The sequence below is a fragment of the Rhizobium sp. BK251 genome, assembly GCF_004345245.1.
In the GTDB taxonomy this organism is placed as follows: domain Bacteria; phylum Pseudomonadota; class Alphaproteobacteria; order Rhizobiales; family Rhizobiaceae; genus Rhizobium.
In genome coordinates this window covers 481,021-495,696 of record NZ_SLUQ01000004.1, presented here as the reverse complement: position 1 = coordinate 495,696, position 14,676 = coordinate 481,021, and the positions used below count along the sequence as shown (strand labels likewise).

Sequence of the window (14,676 nt, the reverse complement as noted above, 5' to 3'; positions counted from 1 at the left end):
ATCTTCTAGGATTCCAGTGCGACGGTCTTGATGATCGCAAAGACAGGCTTGCCCTCTGCCAGCTCGAGCCTTTCGCAGGAAAGAGCGGTGATCAGCGCGAGAACGAGGTCGCCACCGCAATCGACTTGCACTTCCGCGGTGCCGTCCGGGTCGATCTGGATGCGCCGCACGCGACCCTCCAGAATGTTGAGAGCGCTAAGTCCGTCCGGACGCGTCGTCGCGAGCATGACATCGCGTGCCGGAATGCGGACACGAACGATCCGGCCTGGTGCGAGGCCGGCGACCGGAACGGAAAGCGTGGCGTTCTTCAAGCCCACCGTCGTCAGGCGATGCCTCTCGTCGAAGCCGCGAACCACGCCTTCCACCACCGCGCCCGCGTCGCGGCGATCACCTCCGTGAAGCAGGGCCGGCCGGCTCAGCACGTCGACGGCCGGGCCGATCGCCTCGACCTTGCCGTCGTTCATGAAGACCACCCGGTTTGCAAGCCGCGCCACCTCGGCGACCGAATGGCTGACATAGATGATCGGAACATCCATTTCGTCACGCAGCCGTTCGAGATAAGGCAGGATCTCCGCCTTTCTCGGATCATCGAGAGCGGCGAGGGGCTCGTCCATCAACAGCAGGCGAGGGGAGGACAGCAGAGCGCGGCCGATCGCGACGCGTTGCCTCTCGCCGCCGGAAAGCTTGGCCGGTCGGCGATCGAGGAGGGGGGCGATGCCGAGAAGGTCGACGATATGCGGGAAGCTCGTCAAGCGGTCGGCCGCCGGCGCGAACCAACGCCCGTAAGCGAGGTTCTGCTGCACGGTCAGATGGGGAAATAGCCGCGCCTCCTGGAAGACATAGCCGAAGCGGCGGCGGTGCTTCGGAACAAGGATGCCGGCCTGCGTGTCGGTCAGCACTTCGCTGCCCAGGGTGATCCTGCCGCGATCCGGTTTGGTCAGGCCGGCGAGTATGCGCACGACCGAGGTCTTGCCGGAGCCGGAGCGCCCGAAGAGCGCGGTCACGCCGCGGTCCGAGGCGAATTTGGCCTCAAGCACGAAGTCGCCGAAGCGGTGGCTGATATCGACCGCAAGCATCATTCGATATCCATGCGCCGGCCCACGAGGTAGGCGAGGAATTCGGAGGCGAGCAGCGCGGCCATCGAAATGACGATAGCGACGATCGTCAGGCGGAGCGCGCCGAGGTCGCCGCCCGGCACCTGGGTGAATGTGTAGATGGCGGCCGACAGGGTCTGCGTTTCGCCCGGAATGTTCGAGACGAAGGTGATCGTGGCGCCGAACTCACCCATCGCCTTGGCGAAAGCGAGGATCATGCCGGCGATGATGCCGGGCAGGGTGAGGGGCAAGGTAACGGTCAGGAAGACCCAGAGCGGGCTGGCACCAAGAGTGCCTGCGGCCTCCTCGAGCTTGCGGTCGACGGCTTCGAGCGAGAGCCGGATACTGCGTACCATCAAGGGAAAGCCCATGACCGCACAGGCGAGGGCGGCACCGGTCCAACGGAACGAGAAGACGATGCCGAAATATTCATCCAGGAAAGCGCCGATCGGGCCGCGCCGCCCGAAGAGGATAAGGAGAATGAAGCCGGTGACGACCGGAGGTAGGATGAGCGGCATGTGAATGAGCCCGTTCAGCAGCGACTTGCCCCAGAAGCGGCACCGGGCCAGCAGAAGGGCGGCGGCGATGCCGAAAGGCAAGCTCGCGATCATGGCGACGATCGAGACGCGCAGGCTGAGCAGGATTGCCGTCTGCTCCTCGGCGCTTAAGCCTAGCCAGTCCAAACTTTCCGCCCCTGAACGTTTCCTGTCGACGCAAAAGGCCCGCCGCAAGCGGCGAGCCTTCGAAGCATTACGGTGCCTGCTGCCCGGTTCTCATTTGAGAACGGTGAAGCCCTGTTTTTCGAAGAACGGCACAGCCTTAGCCGATTTTACGAAATCGAGATAGGCGGCCGCCTCCGGGTTCTTGCTCTCGGCTGTGATCGCGATCGGATAGATGATCGGCGGATGCGAGTCTGCCGGGAAGGTGCCGACGACGGTGACGCCCGCATCGGCCGCAGCATCGGTCTGGTAGACGATGCCGTAGGGGGCCTCGCCGCGCGAGACGAGGGCGAGGGCCGCACGCACGCTTTCGGCGCCGGCTACCTTCTTTTCGACGGAGGACCAGACGCCAAGCTTCTCAAGTGCAGCCTTGCCGTATTTTCCGGCAGGGACGCTGTCGACGGCTCCCATGGCGAGGCGGCCGTCGCCGAGAAGGGCGGCAAGATCGAAGCCCTGCTTGATATCGACGGGCTTTGCCGCGTCCTTGGTTGCGACCAGCACGATGCGGTTACCGAGGAGATTGGATTCGGTGCCTGCCTTGATGAGCTTCTTGTCGCTAAGGTACTTCATCCAGTCGAGGTCGGCGGAGATGAAAATATCGGCCGGTGCGCCGCCCTCGATCTGCTTGGCGAGTGCGGAGCTCGCGGCGTAGGAGGTCGTGGTCTCCTTGCCCGATTCCTTCTGCCACTCGGCGTTGACCGCATCGAGTGCGTTCTTGAGGCTCGCTGCGGCGAAGATCGTGACCTTTTCCGCAGCTGCTGCAGGCGTCGAAAACGCGACTGCACCGAGGCAGAGTGCGGAGATGGCAGCCGTTGCCCATTTCAACCATTGGCGGCGCTGGATATGCATTTTGTCCCTCCAAAATTCGTAGTATTTACAGGAATATATCGAAGCCTGCATTTTGGCTAGGGATGTATATGCAAAAATATAACCGGGAGCGTGCCGTTCCGATCGAAGGGGCGGCGATCGGGAGTATCTGGCAGGCGTCCGTCTCGACTCTATGCAGTCGTGTCCGACACCAGCATGCGGCTGTCGCGGCCAAGACCTTCGATCGTCTCCCACCAATCGCCCAGGGTGTCCATGAGAGGCAGCAGCCTTTCTCCGGCCGGGGTCAGGTCGTACTCGACGCGAAGCGGGTAACCCTCGAATACGGTGCGCTGGACGATGCCCGCATCCTCAAGCTTGCGCAGCTCCAGCGTCAGCATCTTGTGCGAGATTGTCGGGTTGTCTCGACGGAGGTCGCTGAAGCGCTTGGTGCCCTGTTGCAGGTAATAGACCAGCAGCGTCGGCCAACGGCCGCTGAGAACCTGCATTGCTTCTTCGATCGGGCCTGGCGTTCATCAACACTGGGTTTACCGGCGCGTTTGGCCCGCTCTGGGCGGCGATGGAAATGGTGCCGCCCAATCCGCCGATGCAGTCGGCGCTGAAGGAATGGGGTCGCGAACGCGTGGTCGAGCGTCATGACAGGCTCGAAGAGATGATCGGAGACACGAAGTTCGTCATCGCCGATCGTCCGACTCTTGCGGATGGCGTCCTGATCGGTGTTGCGCGCTGGCTCGATTTCCATGGCGTTGCCGGCAAGAACCGGTGGCCGAAACTTGCCGCGCTGAGGGAACGCATCGAGGCCGATCCGGCTGCCATCTATGCGACCGCGCTGGAGAGCGGGGAGAGGGGGCCGAAAAGCGCCTCCTGCCTCGGCCATGTAGAGCTTGCAGACGTCATAGAGCGGTTTGGCAGCTAGCAATTGCCGCGCGGGCACGGACCTAGGTCTTCTGCCCGCGCGCTTCGATACCGCATCAACAGGCGGCGACCCTAAGCGCTTTCAACCGCACCACGAAGCTTGTGCAATTCCCGTTCTTGCGCTCTCCATCTGACGATGTTGGATGCCGAGTCCGCCAGCGTGGCAAGCGCGTTCCTGTCGTCAGCCTCTAGCACCCTAGGGATCCGATCGATCACGCAGATCGAACCCAACGCGAAGCCTCTTTCGTCCCGAACGGGTGCGCCGGCATAGAAGCGGAAATTGTGAGGCTGGCCGAGAGTAGGGTTTGTTACAAACCGCGGGTCCTCAGCCAGATTCGAAAGAACGGTGAGCTGATTGGCGATAAGCGTGTAGTTGCAGAATGCCCATTCCCTCGGCGTCCGGTCGCCATCAAAACCCGTCTTCGACTTGAACCATTGCTCCGATGAGGTGAGCAGCGTGAACATTGCGATCGGCGCCTGCAGGACTCGAGCCGCAAGCTCGATCAGGCGGTCGAAACTTTCCTCTCCCGGCGAATAAAGCAATCCGGACGCTTCAACGGCGCGCAGTCGCTCGCCTTCGTTGGCCGGCACCGGATAGGGCAAGGTCTTCGGCGGAATCTGGACGGAGCGCTTTTTCATATTGTCGAGAATGGCTTTGACGATGGTTTCGATTTCTTCGGCAAATGCGAAGACGACATGCGGTTTCAGGGCCCGGCTCTCGCTGGCCGCCCCCAGCCCTTCCTCCGTCCGCAAGACGATCAGCGACCTTGCCAGCAAGGGATCGCCTTTCAACTCCTCCAGCAGATTGAGGCGGGTGCGGTCGCCATCATCCTCGATGACTATCACGTCCGGCAGCGTTTCACCGATGCGCACCGCCGCTCGTACCGGATCCTCGACCACTTCGACAGTCAGCCCTGCCCTTTCGAGGGCTTCCCAGCCGGACGCATTGCCTGGCCTTGCGAGCACGAGCGCCGTCGCGCGCCCGATGAGATGGTGCGGTTCCCTGTTGTCGATCAGCGCCGCGACGGCCGAGTGCGGAATCCGGCGATGTCCGCCCGGCGTCTTCCAGGATGGCAGCTGGCCGCTTTCGACCCACAGCTGCGCCGTCCGTACGGACACGCCGAGCAGCCTGGCGGCTTGAGCTGTCGTGAGGATGTCGCCCAATTACACCTCCAAAACATCGCCGATAGCACGGGCGGAAAAAATGTCAAAATCACTTAAAAGTGACAAAAATGATAAAATTGATACTTGTGATATAATCGATAATTTTGGAGCCTAGCCTTGTTCGAAACGCTCCCAATCCTTGAAGGGAACCCCAGATGGAAAAGCAATCGACAACACCCCTAGCTTCCAAGACAGCGACCGCGCTGCGTCCGCTGGGCGCGGTGGAACAATACTTCTGGCTCAGCGACCAGAACAGCCCCAAGCACTTCGCAATGACCCTCCAGGTATCCGGCGAGACGACAATCGATTGCTGGCGAGAAGCCATGGATGCCGTTCGGGTGCGACACCCCCTGCTGCGCGCCATGATCGCGCGCGATATACTGGGTGTGCCGACCTATTACGAACTGTCTGCACAGCCCCTGCCGCTGCGTGTTATCACCGCCGAGGCTCCTCACGACTGGGAAGCCGCGGTGTCCGAGGAGTTGATGAACCCCTTTCCCATCGCGGGGGTACCGCTGGCAAGGGCAACGCTCTTCCACTCCAGGAATTTTTGCACGCTTGTCTTCACTGCGCATCACGCGGTTGCCGACGGAATGTCGGTCGCGTTCGTCCTTCGTGACCTCCTCACCGTACTTGGTGGCGGAAGCCTCCCGTCATTGCAGCTTGCCGCGGCGCAGGACATGATCGCGGCCCAGTGGGCTCCACAGGCTGACGTATCCGATGCCGCGCCCCCACCAGCCCCGCGCCGGATGCTCGACAGAACCGGCACAATGCCGGTGGTATCGGCGTTGCGGCTGTCGGGGGAATTGACGAGCAGCGTTCGTGCGACGGCAAGACGACATGGCACGACCGTGCACGGCGCCGTCCTGGCGGCCGTGATCCTCGCCGGGCGTCGGCTTGACGGCGATTGGGGCGAACGCCCAGTGCGCGCCATCTCACCGGTCAACCTTCGGGGCGTACTTGGGCTCGAGGACGACTGTGTCGTATCGATCGTCTTTCCTGCGAGCGACTATGATCCCGCGGGTCGAACTTCAATTTGGGAGCTGGCTGCCGCTATCAAGACGGACCTTGCGGAGACGAAGTCCCGGCGAGGCGTGCTTGGCACTTTCGGAGTGTTCAAGCAGATCATGGCGACATCGCCTGGCGTATCGGACATTGCCAGGATCGAACTCCAAGCCTGCGCATGCGATATGATGCTGTCCAATCTTGGCGAGGCACCATTCAAGGCCACCTACGGCTCCGTGCGCTTAGAAGCTCTGTGGGGGCCTTCGGTTTTTGCCGGCATCGAGGGAGAGCAGATGATAGGGGCTGCGACCGTCAACGGCAGACTTCATCTCCTCCACACCAGCTTCACGCCGATAAGGTCATTGCTGCAGACGGCCAGCGAACTGCTGGAGGAAGCCATCGCAGAATGATGAAACGGCGGCTCAAGTCGAGAGCGAGCTCCTTGGACAGTATTGGCAGCAGCCATGGATATGATGGAGAACGCCAGAGAGGCTCCAGGGCGCATCGGATGTGCGCAGATGCGGCCGCCTGTCCCTCGAAAGCAGAATTTTTGGGCACAGCCAAATACCAGGATTGCATCCGGCGCATTGCTGCATTGCAGTATGAGCGGTTTATTATCATACAAATTCTGGTAAAACAAAATCATCGAAGCGGCGATCTCCTCCTCCCAAAGCCGCTTTGATTGGATCGGTAACACTCCTCCTCCCAGTTACCGATCAGGTTTGAAGCCCGACGGATCCTCCCCCGTCGGGCTTTTCCCATTCCGGGGGCTTCATTTTTCTGACCCAGCTGTTTTGAAGCTTGCTATTCCGCGGCCGGGCGCATGCCGGGCTTGCCTGTCGCCTTGGCATCGCGCAGTTCCGTCGAACTCAGGGCCGATCGCGGGCCGTGGATGAAGGTCCAGGCCGGCGCCTTTTTCTTCCAGAGAATTTGCGCATCCTCCTCGTCGACCCGGGCGAAATCGAAGGTCTTCGCCATCTTGGCGGACAGGAAGGAAAGCGTCGACCTGGGCCGGTCGATGACGGCGATCGGAAAGGTGCGGGCGATCTCCTGCCACCGTTGCCATTTGTGGAAGGAGCCGAGGCTGTCGGCGCCCATGATCCAGATGAAGCGGACCTGCGGGTTCCGCGCCTTCACCCTCACCAGCGTATCGGCGGTGTAGGTGACGCCGAACGCCGCCTCGAAGGCCGTCACCTTGATGCGCGGATTTCTCGCCAGCTCCTTGCTGAGCGCGATCCGCTCGGCAAGCGGGGCCAGATGACTGCGGCTCTTCAGCGGATTGCCGGGCGTGACCATCCACCAGAGCTGGTCGAGCCCCAGGCGGCGGATCGCGATTTCAGCGACGAGCGCATGGCCGGCATGCGGCGGATTGAAGGATCCGCCGAATAGGCCGACCACCATACCGCGTTCGGCATGGGGCATGCGTAGATAGCGGCGAGGGACCTCTTGCATGGGAGCGTCAGGGTCGGGTCTGGCCGGTGCCGTGCACGCGGTACTTGAACGAGGTCAGCTGTTCGACGCCGACCGGCCCGCGCGCATGCATCTTGCCGGTGGCGATGCCGATTTCCGCTCCCATGCCGAACTCGCCGCCATCGGCGAACTGGGTGGAAGCGTTGTGAAGCAGGATTGCCGAATCGATCTCCGTAAAGAAACGCTCGACCACCTTCGGATCCTCGGCGATCACCGCCTCGGTATGGCTCGAGGAATATTTCTGGATGTGGGCGATGGCGCCGGAAATGCCGTCGACGACGGCAACGGAGATGATCGCGTCGAGATATTCGGTCGACCAGTCTTCCTCTGTTGCGGGCTTCAGCCCCGGCAGCACCTTGAGGACGGTCGCGGATGCGCGCACCTCGCATCCGGCATCCGTCAGCACCGTAACGAGCGGCAGGAGGTGGGTCCCGATAGCCGCGCTGTCGATCAGGAGCGTCTCGGCGGATCCGCAGACGCCGGTGCGGCGCATCTTGGCATTGACGATGATCTTCTTCGCCATGTCGAGATCGGCGGATGCATCGACATAGACGTGGCAAAGGCCTTCCAGATGGGCAAAGACGGGAACGCGGGCCTCGTTCTGCACGCGGGCGACAAGGCTCTTGCCGCCGCGCGGCACGATGACGTCGATTGCACCCTCAAGGCCGCGCAGCATGGCGCCGACCGCCGCACGATCGGTCACCGGAACGAGCTGGATGGCGTGCTCTGGAAGGCCGGCCGCCTTCAGTCCCTCGACGAGGCAGGCATGGATAGCACGCGATGAGCGGCTGGAATCGCTGCCGCAGCGCAGGATGGCGGCATTGCCTGCCTTGAGGCAAAGCGCGCCTGCGTCCGCCGTGACGTTCGGCCGGCTTTCGAAGATGACGCCGATCACGCCGAGCGGCGTGCGGATGCGCTCGATCTTTAGGCCATTCGGTCGATCCCAGGCGGCAATAACCTCGCCGACAGGGTCTTTCAGCGAGGCGATGGTGCGGATTCCTTCGGCCATCTCGGCGATGCGCTTGTCGTTGAGGGTCAGGCGATCGATGAAGGAGGCGAGTGTATCCGTGCCCTCCATGTCCTTGAGATCCCGGGCGTTCTCAGCAAGTATCCGGTCCTTGTGAGCCAGGATGGCATCGGCCATGGCATGCAGGGCCTTGTTCTTGCTTTCGGTAGAGGCGAAGGCCAGCGGTCGCGCGGCGGCCCGTGCCTTGCGGCCGATATCGTTCATCAGGGCGTCAATGTCGGGGCTCTGCGCGACGGCATCAAGCATGGGCTGCGTCCTTCTCCTGCTTCTCCGACTTCGAATTCGACGGACCGGTCATGACTAGGTCATCGCGATGCACCATGGCCGCCCGTCCCGGATAACCGAGGATGGCTTCGATCTCGGAGGATTTGCGGCCGGTGATCTGGCGTGCTTCCTCGGCATCGTAACCGGCGAGGCCTCTCGCGATCTCCCGTCCCGAGGGGGCGATCACGGCGATCGTATCGCCGCGGCCGAACAGGCCTACAATGCGCCGCACACCGGCGGGCAGGAGGCTCTTGCCGGCGCCGAGGGCGGCAACGGCGCCATCATCGACATGAAGTTCGCCGGCAGGCTGCAGCTGTCCCGCGATCCAGGTCTTGCGGGCCGTAACGGGCGTGCCCGAGGGCGCGAACCAGGAAGAGCGGGCGCCGCCTTCGATGGCGCTCAGCGGACGATCGGTCTTGCCGGATGCGATGATCATGGCGCAGCCCGCGGTCGTCGCGATCTTGCCGGCGTCGATCTTGGTGCGCATGCCGCCGCGGGAAAGCTCGGAGGCCGCGCCACCTGCCATCGCCTCGATTTCGGGCGTGATTTCGGCAATCGTTTCAAGGAATTGTGCATTGGGATCGAGATGCGGCGGAGCTGTATAGAGTCCGTCGATATCCGAAAGCAGGATCAGAAGGTCGGCGCCGGTCATGGTGGCGACGCGGGCGGCGAGGCGATCATTGTCGCCATAGCGGATTTCGCTCGTCGCGACGGTATCGTTCTCGTTGATGATCGGCACCGCGCCGATCTTCAGGAGCTGACTTATGGTGGCGCGCGCATTGAGATAGCGGCGGCGCTCCTCGGTGTCGCCGAGCGTCAGCAGGATCTGCCCTGCGACAATACTGTCCCGCGACAGGCTCTCCGACCAGGCACGCGCCAGCGCGATCTGGCCGACTGCCGCGGCTGCCTGGCTCTCCTCCAGCTTCAGTGCCCCTTTCGGCAGGTCGAGTACCGATCGGCCGAGCGCGATGGCGCCTGAAGAGACCACGAGCACGTCGACGCCGCCCTGCTTCAGTGCCGCTATATCGGCGCACATCGCATCGAGCCAGGCCTTCTTCAGCCCAGTGCTGCGGTCGACGAGCAATGCCGAGCCGATCTTGATGACGATGCGGCGATAGCGAGCAAGCGGCTTGCGGCTCATGCTTCCAAGTCTCCCTCCCGGTCGCCTTCTTCCGTGGTGACCACATCGCGATGGCGCGTTTTCGGCGCCTTGGCGGGTCTTTCCCCAGTTTGCGCCGCCACGATGATATCGCGCAGCGCCCTCAGCGCCTCCGTCATTCCCGCGCCGGTCGCGGCGGAAAGGACGAGCGGCGTCCTGCCGCAGGCACGCGCGAGCTCGCGCTTCTTCTTTTTCAGCGTTTCCTCGTCCAGCACGTCGATCTGGGAGAGCGCGACGATTTCCGCCTTCTCGGTGAGATCCTGGCCATAGGCCTCGAGCTCGTGCTTTACGGTCTTGTAGGCCTTGCCGACCTTCTCCTCCTGGGCGGAGACAAGGTGGAGCAGGACACGCGTACGCTCGACATGGCCGAGGAAGCGGTCGCCGATGCCCACACCTTCATGAGCGCCTTCGATGAGGCCCGGAATATCTGCGAGAATGAATTCGTGGCCGTCGATCGTGGCGACGCCGAGATTCGGATGAAGGGTCGTAAATGGATAGTTGGCTATCTTCGGGCGGGCGCGGCTCACTGCGGCGAGGAATGTGGACTTTCCAGCATTGGGAAGCCCGACGAGACCGGCGTCGGCGATAAGCTTGAGCCTCAGCCAGATCGTCTTTTCCTCGCCCGGCAGGCCTGGATTGGCGCGCTCCGGTGCCTGGTTCACCGAGGATTTGAAGTGCGCGTTGCCGAAGCCGCCATTGCCACCGGCGGCAAGACGGAAACGCTGGCCCTCCTCCGTCAGGTCGATGATCAGGGTCTCCTGGTCCTCTTCGAAGATCTGCGTGCCCACAGGCACCTTGAGGGTGACATCCTCGCCGTTCGCGCCGGTACGGTTCTTGCCCATGCCGTGCGTGCCGATCTTCGCCTTGAAATGCTGCTGGTAGCGGAAATCGATGAGTGTGTTCAGGCCGTTGACGGCCTCGACCCAGACATCCCCGCCGCGGCCGCCATCGCCACCATCCGGGCCGCCGAACTCGATGAACTTCTCCCGGCGGAAGGAGACGCTGCCTGCGCCGCCGTCGCCCGAACGGATATAGACTTTTGCTTCATCGAGAAATTTCATGTTGCTTCCAGTACAAGGTATTCAGCTTCGCCTCGATATCGCCGTGCAGCAAGGAGGTCAAAGACTATCGCGAATTGCGCGAGCTATAACATAGGGCGCAGCTTCGGTCTTGATGGCAAATTCGCCAGGCTGAGACATCGCCGGCGATGCGGCGATGTCTCCTTTCGTTCATGGTCTCATGCGGCCTGCTGCTGGCGCAGCGTCCCCGGCCGCAGCATGGTCTCGATATGAGGAACCATGGTGTTGCGCGAGAAGCTGTAGATCTCGCCGCAGCCGGTGATCCGAAAACCGAGCCTTTCCTGGATTTTCAGGGAAGCCTGGTTGTCGGCAAAGACGCCCGAATGCACCACGGTATCCGGCATCCGCCGGGAAAAGCGCTCCAGGGCGGCCAGTGCTGCCTCGGTCATGTAGCCGCGGCCCCAGTAGTAGCGGTTCAGCCAGTAGCCGAGATGCCAGCGGCCGTGCCGGAGTTCGATGGCGACGAGGCCGATGTGGACATCGTCGCCAGCCGTGATGGCAAGCGCCCAGTCGCTGGTGACCCCGGCTGCCCGCGGGACGAGCCAATCGAGCGCATCCTGCCGGTCGTAGGGTGCCGGCACGCGGCTCAACATCCGAGTAACGGCAAAGTCCGACAGCGTTTCGGCGATGCAGTCCGCATCGCCGAGGCGGTGCGGACGCAGCGTCAGCCGTGCCGTCGAGATGACCGGGCAGGGGCCGACCGAAGGCGGCCTTGACTGCTTCCGCTGGAGGAGAGCCGTACTCATGACATGCTCCCCCAGCTTCTCAACGACATCCAGGTCTTGCGGTCGAGCCGGTACCATTCCACCGGCACGTTGCTGGCAAGCGCGAGTGACGCCGCCAGCCCGGAACCCTGGAATTGGAAGCCGCACTTCTGGATGACGCGCCGCGAGGCGACGTTCATCACCCGGCAACGGGCATCGATCTGCTCGACCTGCTCCCGTGTGCGGAAGACCATGTCGACCAGCGCATGCGCCGCTTCCGTCATGTAGCCCTTGTTCCAGAAGGGCTCGCCGAGCCAGTAACCGATCTCGACTGTCTGCTGGTCCGCAAGCGGCTCAACGCCGCAGCAGCCCATGAAGGCACCGTTTTCGGCCTTGGTAATCGCATAGACGCACTTGCCGATCCCGCCATTTTTCGTGCGACGCACGAAGTCGGCAGCATCATTGGCGGTATATGGGTGCGGCATGCGCGATACCATTGTGGCGACTTTGGCGTTGTTGGCGAGATGGGAAAGGGCGTCGATGTCTTCCTCGTGGGGCGCGCGCAAGACGAGCCTTTCCGATAATAAGACAGGGCAATCGGTCCTTAACCGCTCCGGCCTCAGCCGTTCCTTGGGAGACCGTGATTGGTCTTCCCTCAACATTTCGCCTTGCATGGTTCAGTCCTCCTTCGTTGGACAAGAAAAAAGGGAAGATGGCGCCCCATCTCCCCTTTTTTCTGACTGAACCTGGTATGGCCAGCCGGGTCGATGAGACGCCGGCTGTTTTAAAGCGCTACCGGCTTATTCCGCTGCTTCGGCTTTCGGCATTACAGACACGTACACGCGGCCATTGGCCTTCGTACGGTAGTTCACATTGCCGGCCGCAAGCGCAAAAATGGTGTGGTCCTTGCCGAGGCCGACATTGGCGCCCGGATGCCACTGCGTACCGCGCTGACGCACGATGATGTTGCCTGCGATGACGGCTTCGCCGCCGAACTTCTTCACGCCAAGGCGCTTGGATTCGGAATCACGACCGTTGCGCGACGAACCGCCAGCTTTTTTGTGTGCCATTGGTGTTCTCCTTTAAACCCTGAAATCCCGTGATCGATTACTTGGCAGCCACGATGTCCGTGATACGGACGACAGTGTGGTGCTGGCGATGGCCGCGCGAACGCTTCGAGTTCTGGCGGCGCCGCTTCTTGAAGGCGATGACCTTCTTGTCGCGGTTATGCTCGACCACTTCTGCCTTGACGGAAGCGCCCTTGACGAAGGGAGCACCGATCGCAGCGTCGGCGCCTTCGCCGATAACGAGGACTTCGGTAAATTCGATGGAGTCGCCAGCGGTGGCTTCAAGCTTCTCGATGGTCAGCACGTCGTTTGCCGCCACACGGTACTGCTTACCGCCGGTCTTGATGACTGCGAACATATCTTTTCCTTTCATGTTCGATCCGGATCTGCTCGCCGGAAGGCAAGCGTCCGTCTTTTTATCAGTCGAAGTTAAGCAGAAATTCCAAAGAGTTGATGCTTCGAAACAAGTCTGCCGGTGAGGCCTCGCACGAGCGCGAGGCAAGCAGGCGCGGAGTGATCCACGTCTATTGCCGAGCCGAGATACGTGAGCGGCAAAAAACTGTCAAGGCAAAAGCATGACATCGTTACAATTTCGTCTTGCCAGTCCGTCGTTTGATCGCTAAGGAAACGCCCGCGCCGAACAAGCGCCGACCAAAGACTGCGGAGAGGTGGCAGAGTGGTCGAATGCACCGCACTCGAAATGCGGCATGCCTGCAAGGGCATCGTGGGTTCAAATCCCACCCTCTCCGCCATAAGCTCTCTACCATCATATGTGTCGATTGTGCCGCGAGCTGGCGCGCGACGGCAGATGCGTCAAGTAAACTTGTAGGACGCAGCACCGGTTCCGGCGAGCTGGCCGCGGTCGACGATGAGGTATTCCGGGCGTATGGGACGGCCTTCGAAGAAGTCCTGCAGGATTTCCAATGTGCCGGCGGCATAGCGGGCCTGTCCGGAAAGCGAGGAGCCCGACATGTGCGGCGTCATTCCCTGGTTCGGCATCGTCCGCCAGGGATGGTCGGCAGGTGCGGGCTGCGGGAACCAGACATCGCCGGCATAGCCGGCCAGCTGCCCGCTCTCAAGGGCGCGCACGACGGCATCGCGGTCGCAAAGGGCGCCACGGGCGGTGTTGATCAGGTAGGTGCCGCGCTTCATCAGGGCAAACATCCTGTCGTCGAACATCTTCTCGGTCGACGGATAGAGCGGCATCTGCAGGTTGACGACGTCGCAGACCTTGACGAGTTCCTGGGGCGTCGCGTGGTAGGTGAGGTTCAGTTCCTTTTCGACATCGGCCGGGAGGTGGTGCCGGCTGTGATAGTGGAGATGGACGTCGAAGGGCTTCAGCCGCTTCAGGACGGCAAGGCCGATGCGGCCGGAGCCGACCGTGCCGAAATGCATGCCTTCCAGGTCGTAGCTGCGGCTGACGCAGTCGGCGATATCCCAGCCGCCCTTGTTGGCGATCTCATGGGCGGGCAGATAGTTGCGCACCAGCGATAGCACCATCATCACCACATGCTCGGCGACGCTGATCGAGTTGGAGAAGGTTTCCTCGGCAACGGTGATGCCGTGTTCGGCGGCGGCCTTGAGGTCGACGTGGTCAGAGCCGATGCCGGCGGTCAGGGCAAGCTTGAGCTTCCTGGCCTTGGCGATGCGCTCGGCCGTCAGATAGGCCGGCCAGAAGGGCTGCGAGATGACGACGTCGGCGTCCGGCAGATGACGGTCGAATTCCGAGTTGGCGTCCTCCTTGTCGCTGGTGACGATGAGCTCATGGCCGTGGGCCTCGAGATAGGGTCGCAGTCCCAGTTCGCCGGACACGCAGCCGATGAGTTCGCCGGGCTTGAAGCCGAGCTCTCCGCGTGGGGACGGCACGGTCTGGCCGTTCGGATAGACGCTGATCACGGGGATGTCGTCGCGGGCGTATTTCGGCGGATAACCGGTCTTGGGGTCCGGATAAAGGACGCAAAGTATCTTTGCCATCGGGGACTCCTTCGGTGAGATGGGATGTGGGTGGACGGCGGACGCGGCGAAGCTCGGGGCCATGCTTCTCTGCAGGTCGCGCGCCAGGTGGCAACGCCGAACGGACGAACGCTGTGGCTACCGGCCTTGCTGGGGAAGCAGAGGCGCCAGCGTCAGGCATTCCGCTCGAATGCCGTCGCAGTAACTATATTCGGGTTCGTGCGAGGCAAG

16 protein-coding genes and 1 tRNA gene are annotated in these 14,676 nt (G+C 62.3%); 3 read left to right on the top strand and 14 right to left on the bottom strand.

Going from position 1 to position 14,676, the window contains the following annotated elements; all coding sequences use genetic code 11:
* Positions 1–5: 5 nt before the first annotated feature.
* The 4 genes from modC to EV286_RS12290 form a co-directional block, all read right to left on the bottom strand.
* Positions 6–1,079, bottom strand: a complete 1,074-nt coding sequence (modC, locus tag EV286_RS12305; protein WP_132957389.1) for a molybdenum ABC transporter ATP-binding protein — start codon at positions 1,077–1,079, stop codon at positions 6–8.
* Positions 1,076–1,777 carry a molybdate ABC transporter permease subunit gene (modB, locus tag EV286_RS12300; protein ID WP_132957387.1) on the bottom strand — a complete coding sequence of 234 codons (702 nt, stop codon included), beginning with the start codon at positions 1,775–1,777 and terminating at the stop codon, positions 1,076–1,078. The genes modC and modB overlap by 4 nt, the downstream gene beginning before the upstream one ends.
* Positions 1,778–1,867: 90 nt before the next feature.
* Positions 1,868–2,662 (bottom strand): molybdate ABC transporter substrate-binding protein, encoded by a 795-nt coding sequence (gene modA / locus EV286_RS12295; protein WP_132957386.1) that lies wholly within the window; start codon positions 2,660–2,662, stop codon positions 1,868–1,870.
* 149 nt (positions 2,663–2,811) lie between these two features.
* The gene (locus tag EV286_RS12290) at positions 2,812–3,126 is read right to left on the bottom strand and encodes a helix-turn-helix domain-containing protein (RefSeq protein WP_132957384.1); all 315 of its coding nucleotides are present in this window, start codon (positions 3,124–3,126) and stop codon (positions 2,812–2,814) included.
* Here EV286_RS12290 and EV286_RS12285 point away from each other — a divergent pair.
* Positions 3,126–3,554 carry a glutathione binding-like protein gene (locus EV286_RS12285; RefSeq protein ID WP_245500686.1) on the top strand — a complete coding sequence of 143 codons (429 nt, stop codon included), beginning with the start codon at positions 3,126–3,128 and terminating at the stop codon, positions 3,552–3,554. The genes EV286_RS12290 and EV286_RS12285 overlap by 1 nt on opposite strands.
* Positions 3,555–3,625: 71 nt before the next feature.
* Here EV286_RS12285 and EV286_RS12280 read toward each other — a convergent pair whose 3' ends face one another.
* A complete protein-coding gene (locus tag EV286_RS12280; protein ID WP_132957382.1) occupies positions 3,626–4,717 on the bottom strand; it encodes a helix-turn-helix domain-containing protein in 1,092 nt (363 codons plus the stop codon).
* A 155-nt stretch (positions 4,718–4,872) separates the two neighbouring features.
* On the opposite strand from EV286_RS12280, the gene EV286_RS12275 reads away from it, so the two are divergent.
* Positions 4,873–6,132 carry a condensation domain-containing protein gene (locus tag EV286_RS12275; RefSeq protein WP_132957381.1) on the top strand — a complete coding sequence of 420 codons (1,260 nt, stop codon included), beginning with the start codon at positions 4,873–4,875 and terminating at the stop codon, positions 6,130–6,132.
* Positions 6,133–6,526: 394 nt separating this feature from the next.
* On the opposite strand, the gene EV286_RS12270 is transcribed toward EV286_RS12275, so the two are convergent.
* The 8 genes from EV286_RS12270 to rplU form a co-directional block, all read right to left on the bottom strand.
* Entirely contained in the window at positions 6,527–7,174 is a 648-nt protein-coding gene (locus EV286_RS12270; protein WP_132957379.1) for a nicotinate-nucleotide adenylyltransferase, read from the bottom strand.
* Between the two features lie 7 nt (positions 7,175–7,181).
* Positions 7,182–8,465, bottom strand: coding sequence for a glutamate-5-semialdehyde dehydrogenase (locus EV286_RS12265; protein WP_132957377.1), 1,284 nt, complete (start codon positions 8,463–8,465; stop codon positions 7,182–7,184).
* Positions 8,458–9,624, bottom strand: a complete 1,167-nt coding sequence (gene proB / locus EV286_RS12260) for a glutamate 5-kinase (RefSeq protein ID WP_132957375.1) — start codon at positions 9,622–9,624, stop codon at positions 8,458–8,460. The genes EV286_RS12265 and proB overlap by 8 nt, the downstream gene beginning before the upstream one ends.
* The gene (gene obgE, locus EV286_RS12255) at positions 9,621–10,703 is read right to left on the bottom strand and encodes a GTPase ObgE (RefSeq protein WP_132957373.1); all 1,083 of its coding nucleotides are present in this window, start codon (positions 10,701–10,703) and stop codon (positions 9,621–9,623) included. Before obgE ends, proB begins: the two co-directional genes overlap by 4 nt.
* A gap of 176 nt (positions 10,704–10,879) precedes the next feature.
* Positions 10,880–11,467 (bottom strand): GNAT family N-acetyltransferase, encoded by a 588-nt coding sequence (locus EV286_RS12250; protein WP_132957371.1) that lies wholly within the window; start codon positions 11,465–11,467, stop codon positions 10,880–10,882.
* A complete protein-coding gene (locus EV286_RS12245) occupies positions 11,464–12,099 on the bottom strand; it encodes a GNAT family protein (protein WP_132957369.1) in 636 nt (211 codons plus the stop codon). The genes EV286_RS12250 and EV286_RS12245 overlap by 4 nt, the downstream gene beginning before the upstream one ends.
* Positions 12,100–12,225: 126 nt before the next feature.
* Positions 12,226–12,495, bottom strand: coding sequence for a 50S ribosomal protein L27 (gene rpmA / locus EV286_RS12240; protein ID WP_132957367.1), 270 nt, complete (start codon positions 12,493–12,495; stop codon positions 12,226–12,228).
* Positions 12,496–12,532: 37 nt separating this feature from the next.
* Entirely contained in the window at positions 12,533–12,850 is a 318-nt protein-coding gene (rplU, locus tag EV286_RS12235) for a 50S ribosomal protein L21 (protein ID WP_132957366.1), read from the bottom strand.
* Positions 12,851–13,154: 304 nt separating this feature from the next.
* Between rplU and EV286_RS12230 the strand changes: the two genes are divergently transcribed.
* Positions 13,155–13,244, top strand: a tRNA-Ser gene (locus tag EV286_RS12230).
* A 61-nt stretch (positions 13,245–13,305) separates the two neighbouring features.
* Here EV286_RS12230 and EV286_RS12225 read toward each other — a convergent pair.
* A complete protein-coding gene (locus EV286_RS12225) occupies positions 13,306–14,466 on the bottom strand; it encodes an NAD-dependent formate dehydrogenase (RefSeq protein ID WP_132957364.1) in 1,161 nt (386 codons plus the stop codon).
* Between the last annotated feature and the right edge of the window lie 210 nt (positions 14,467–14,676).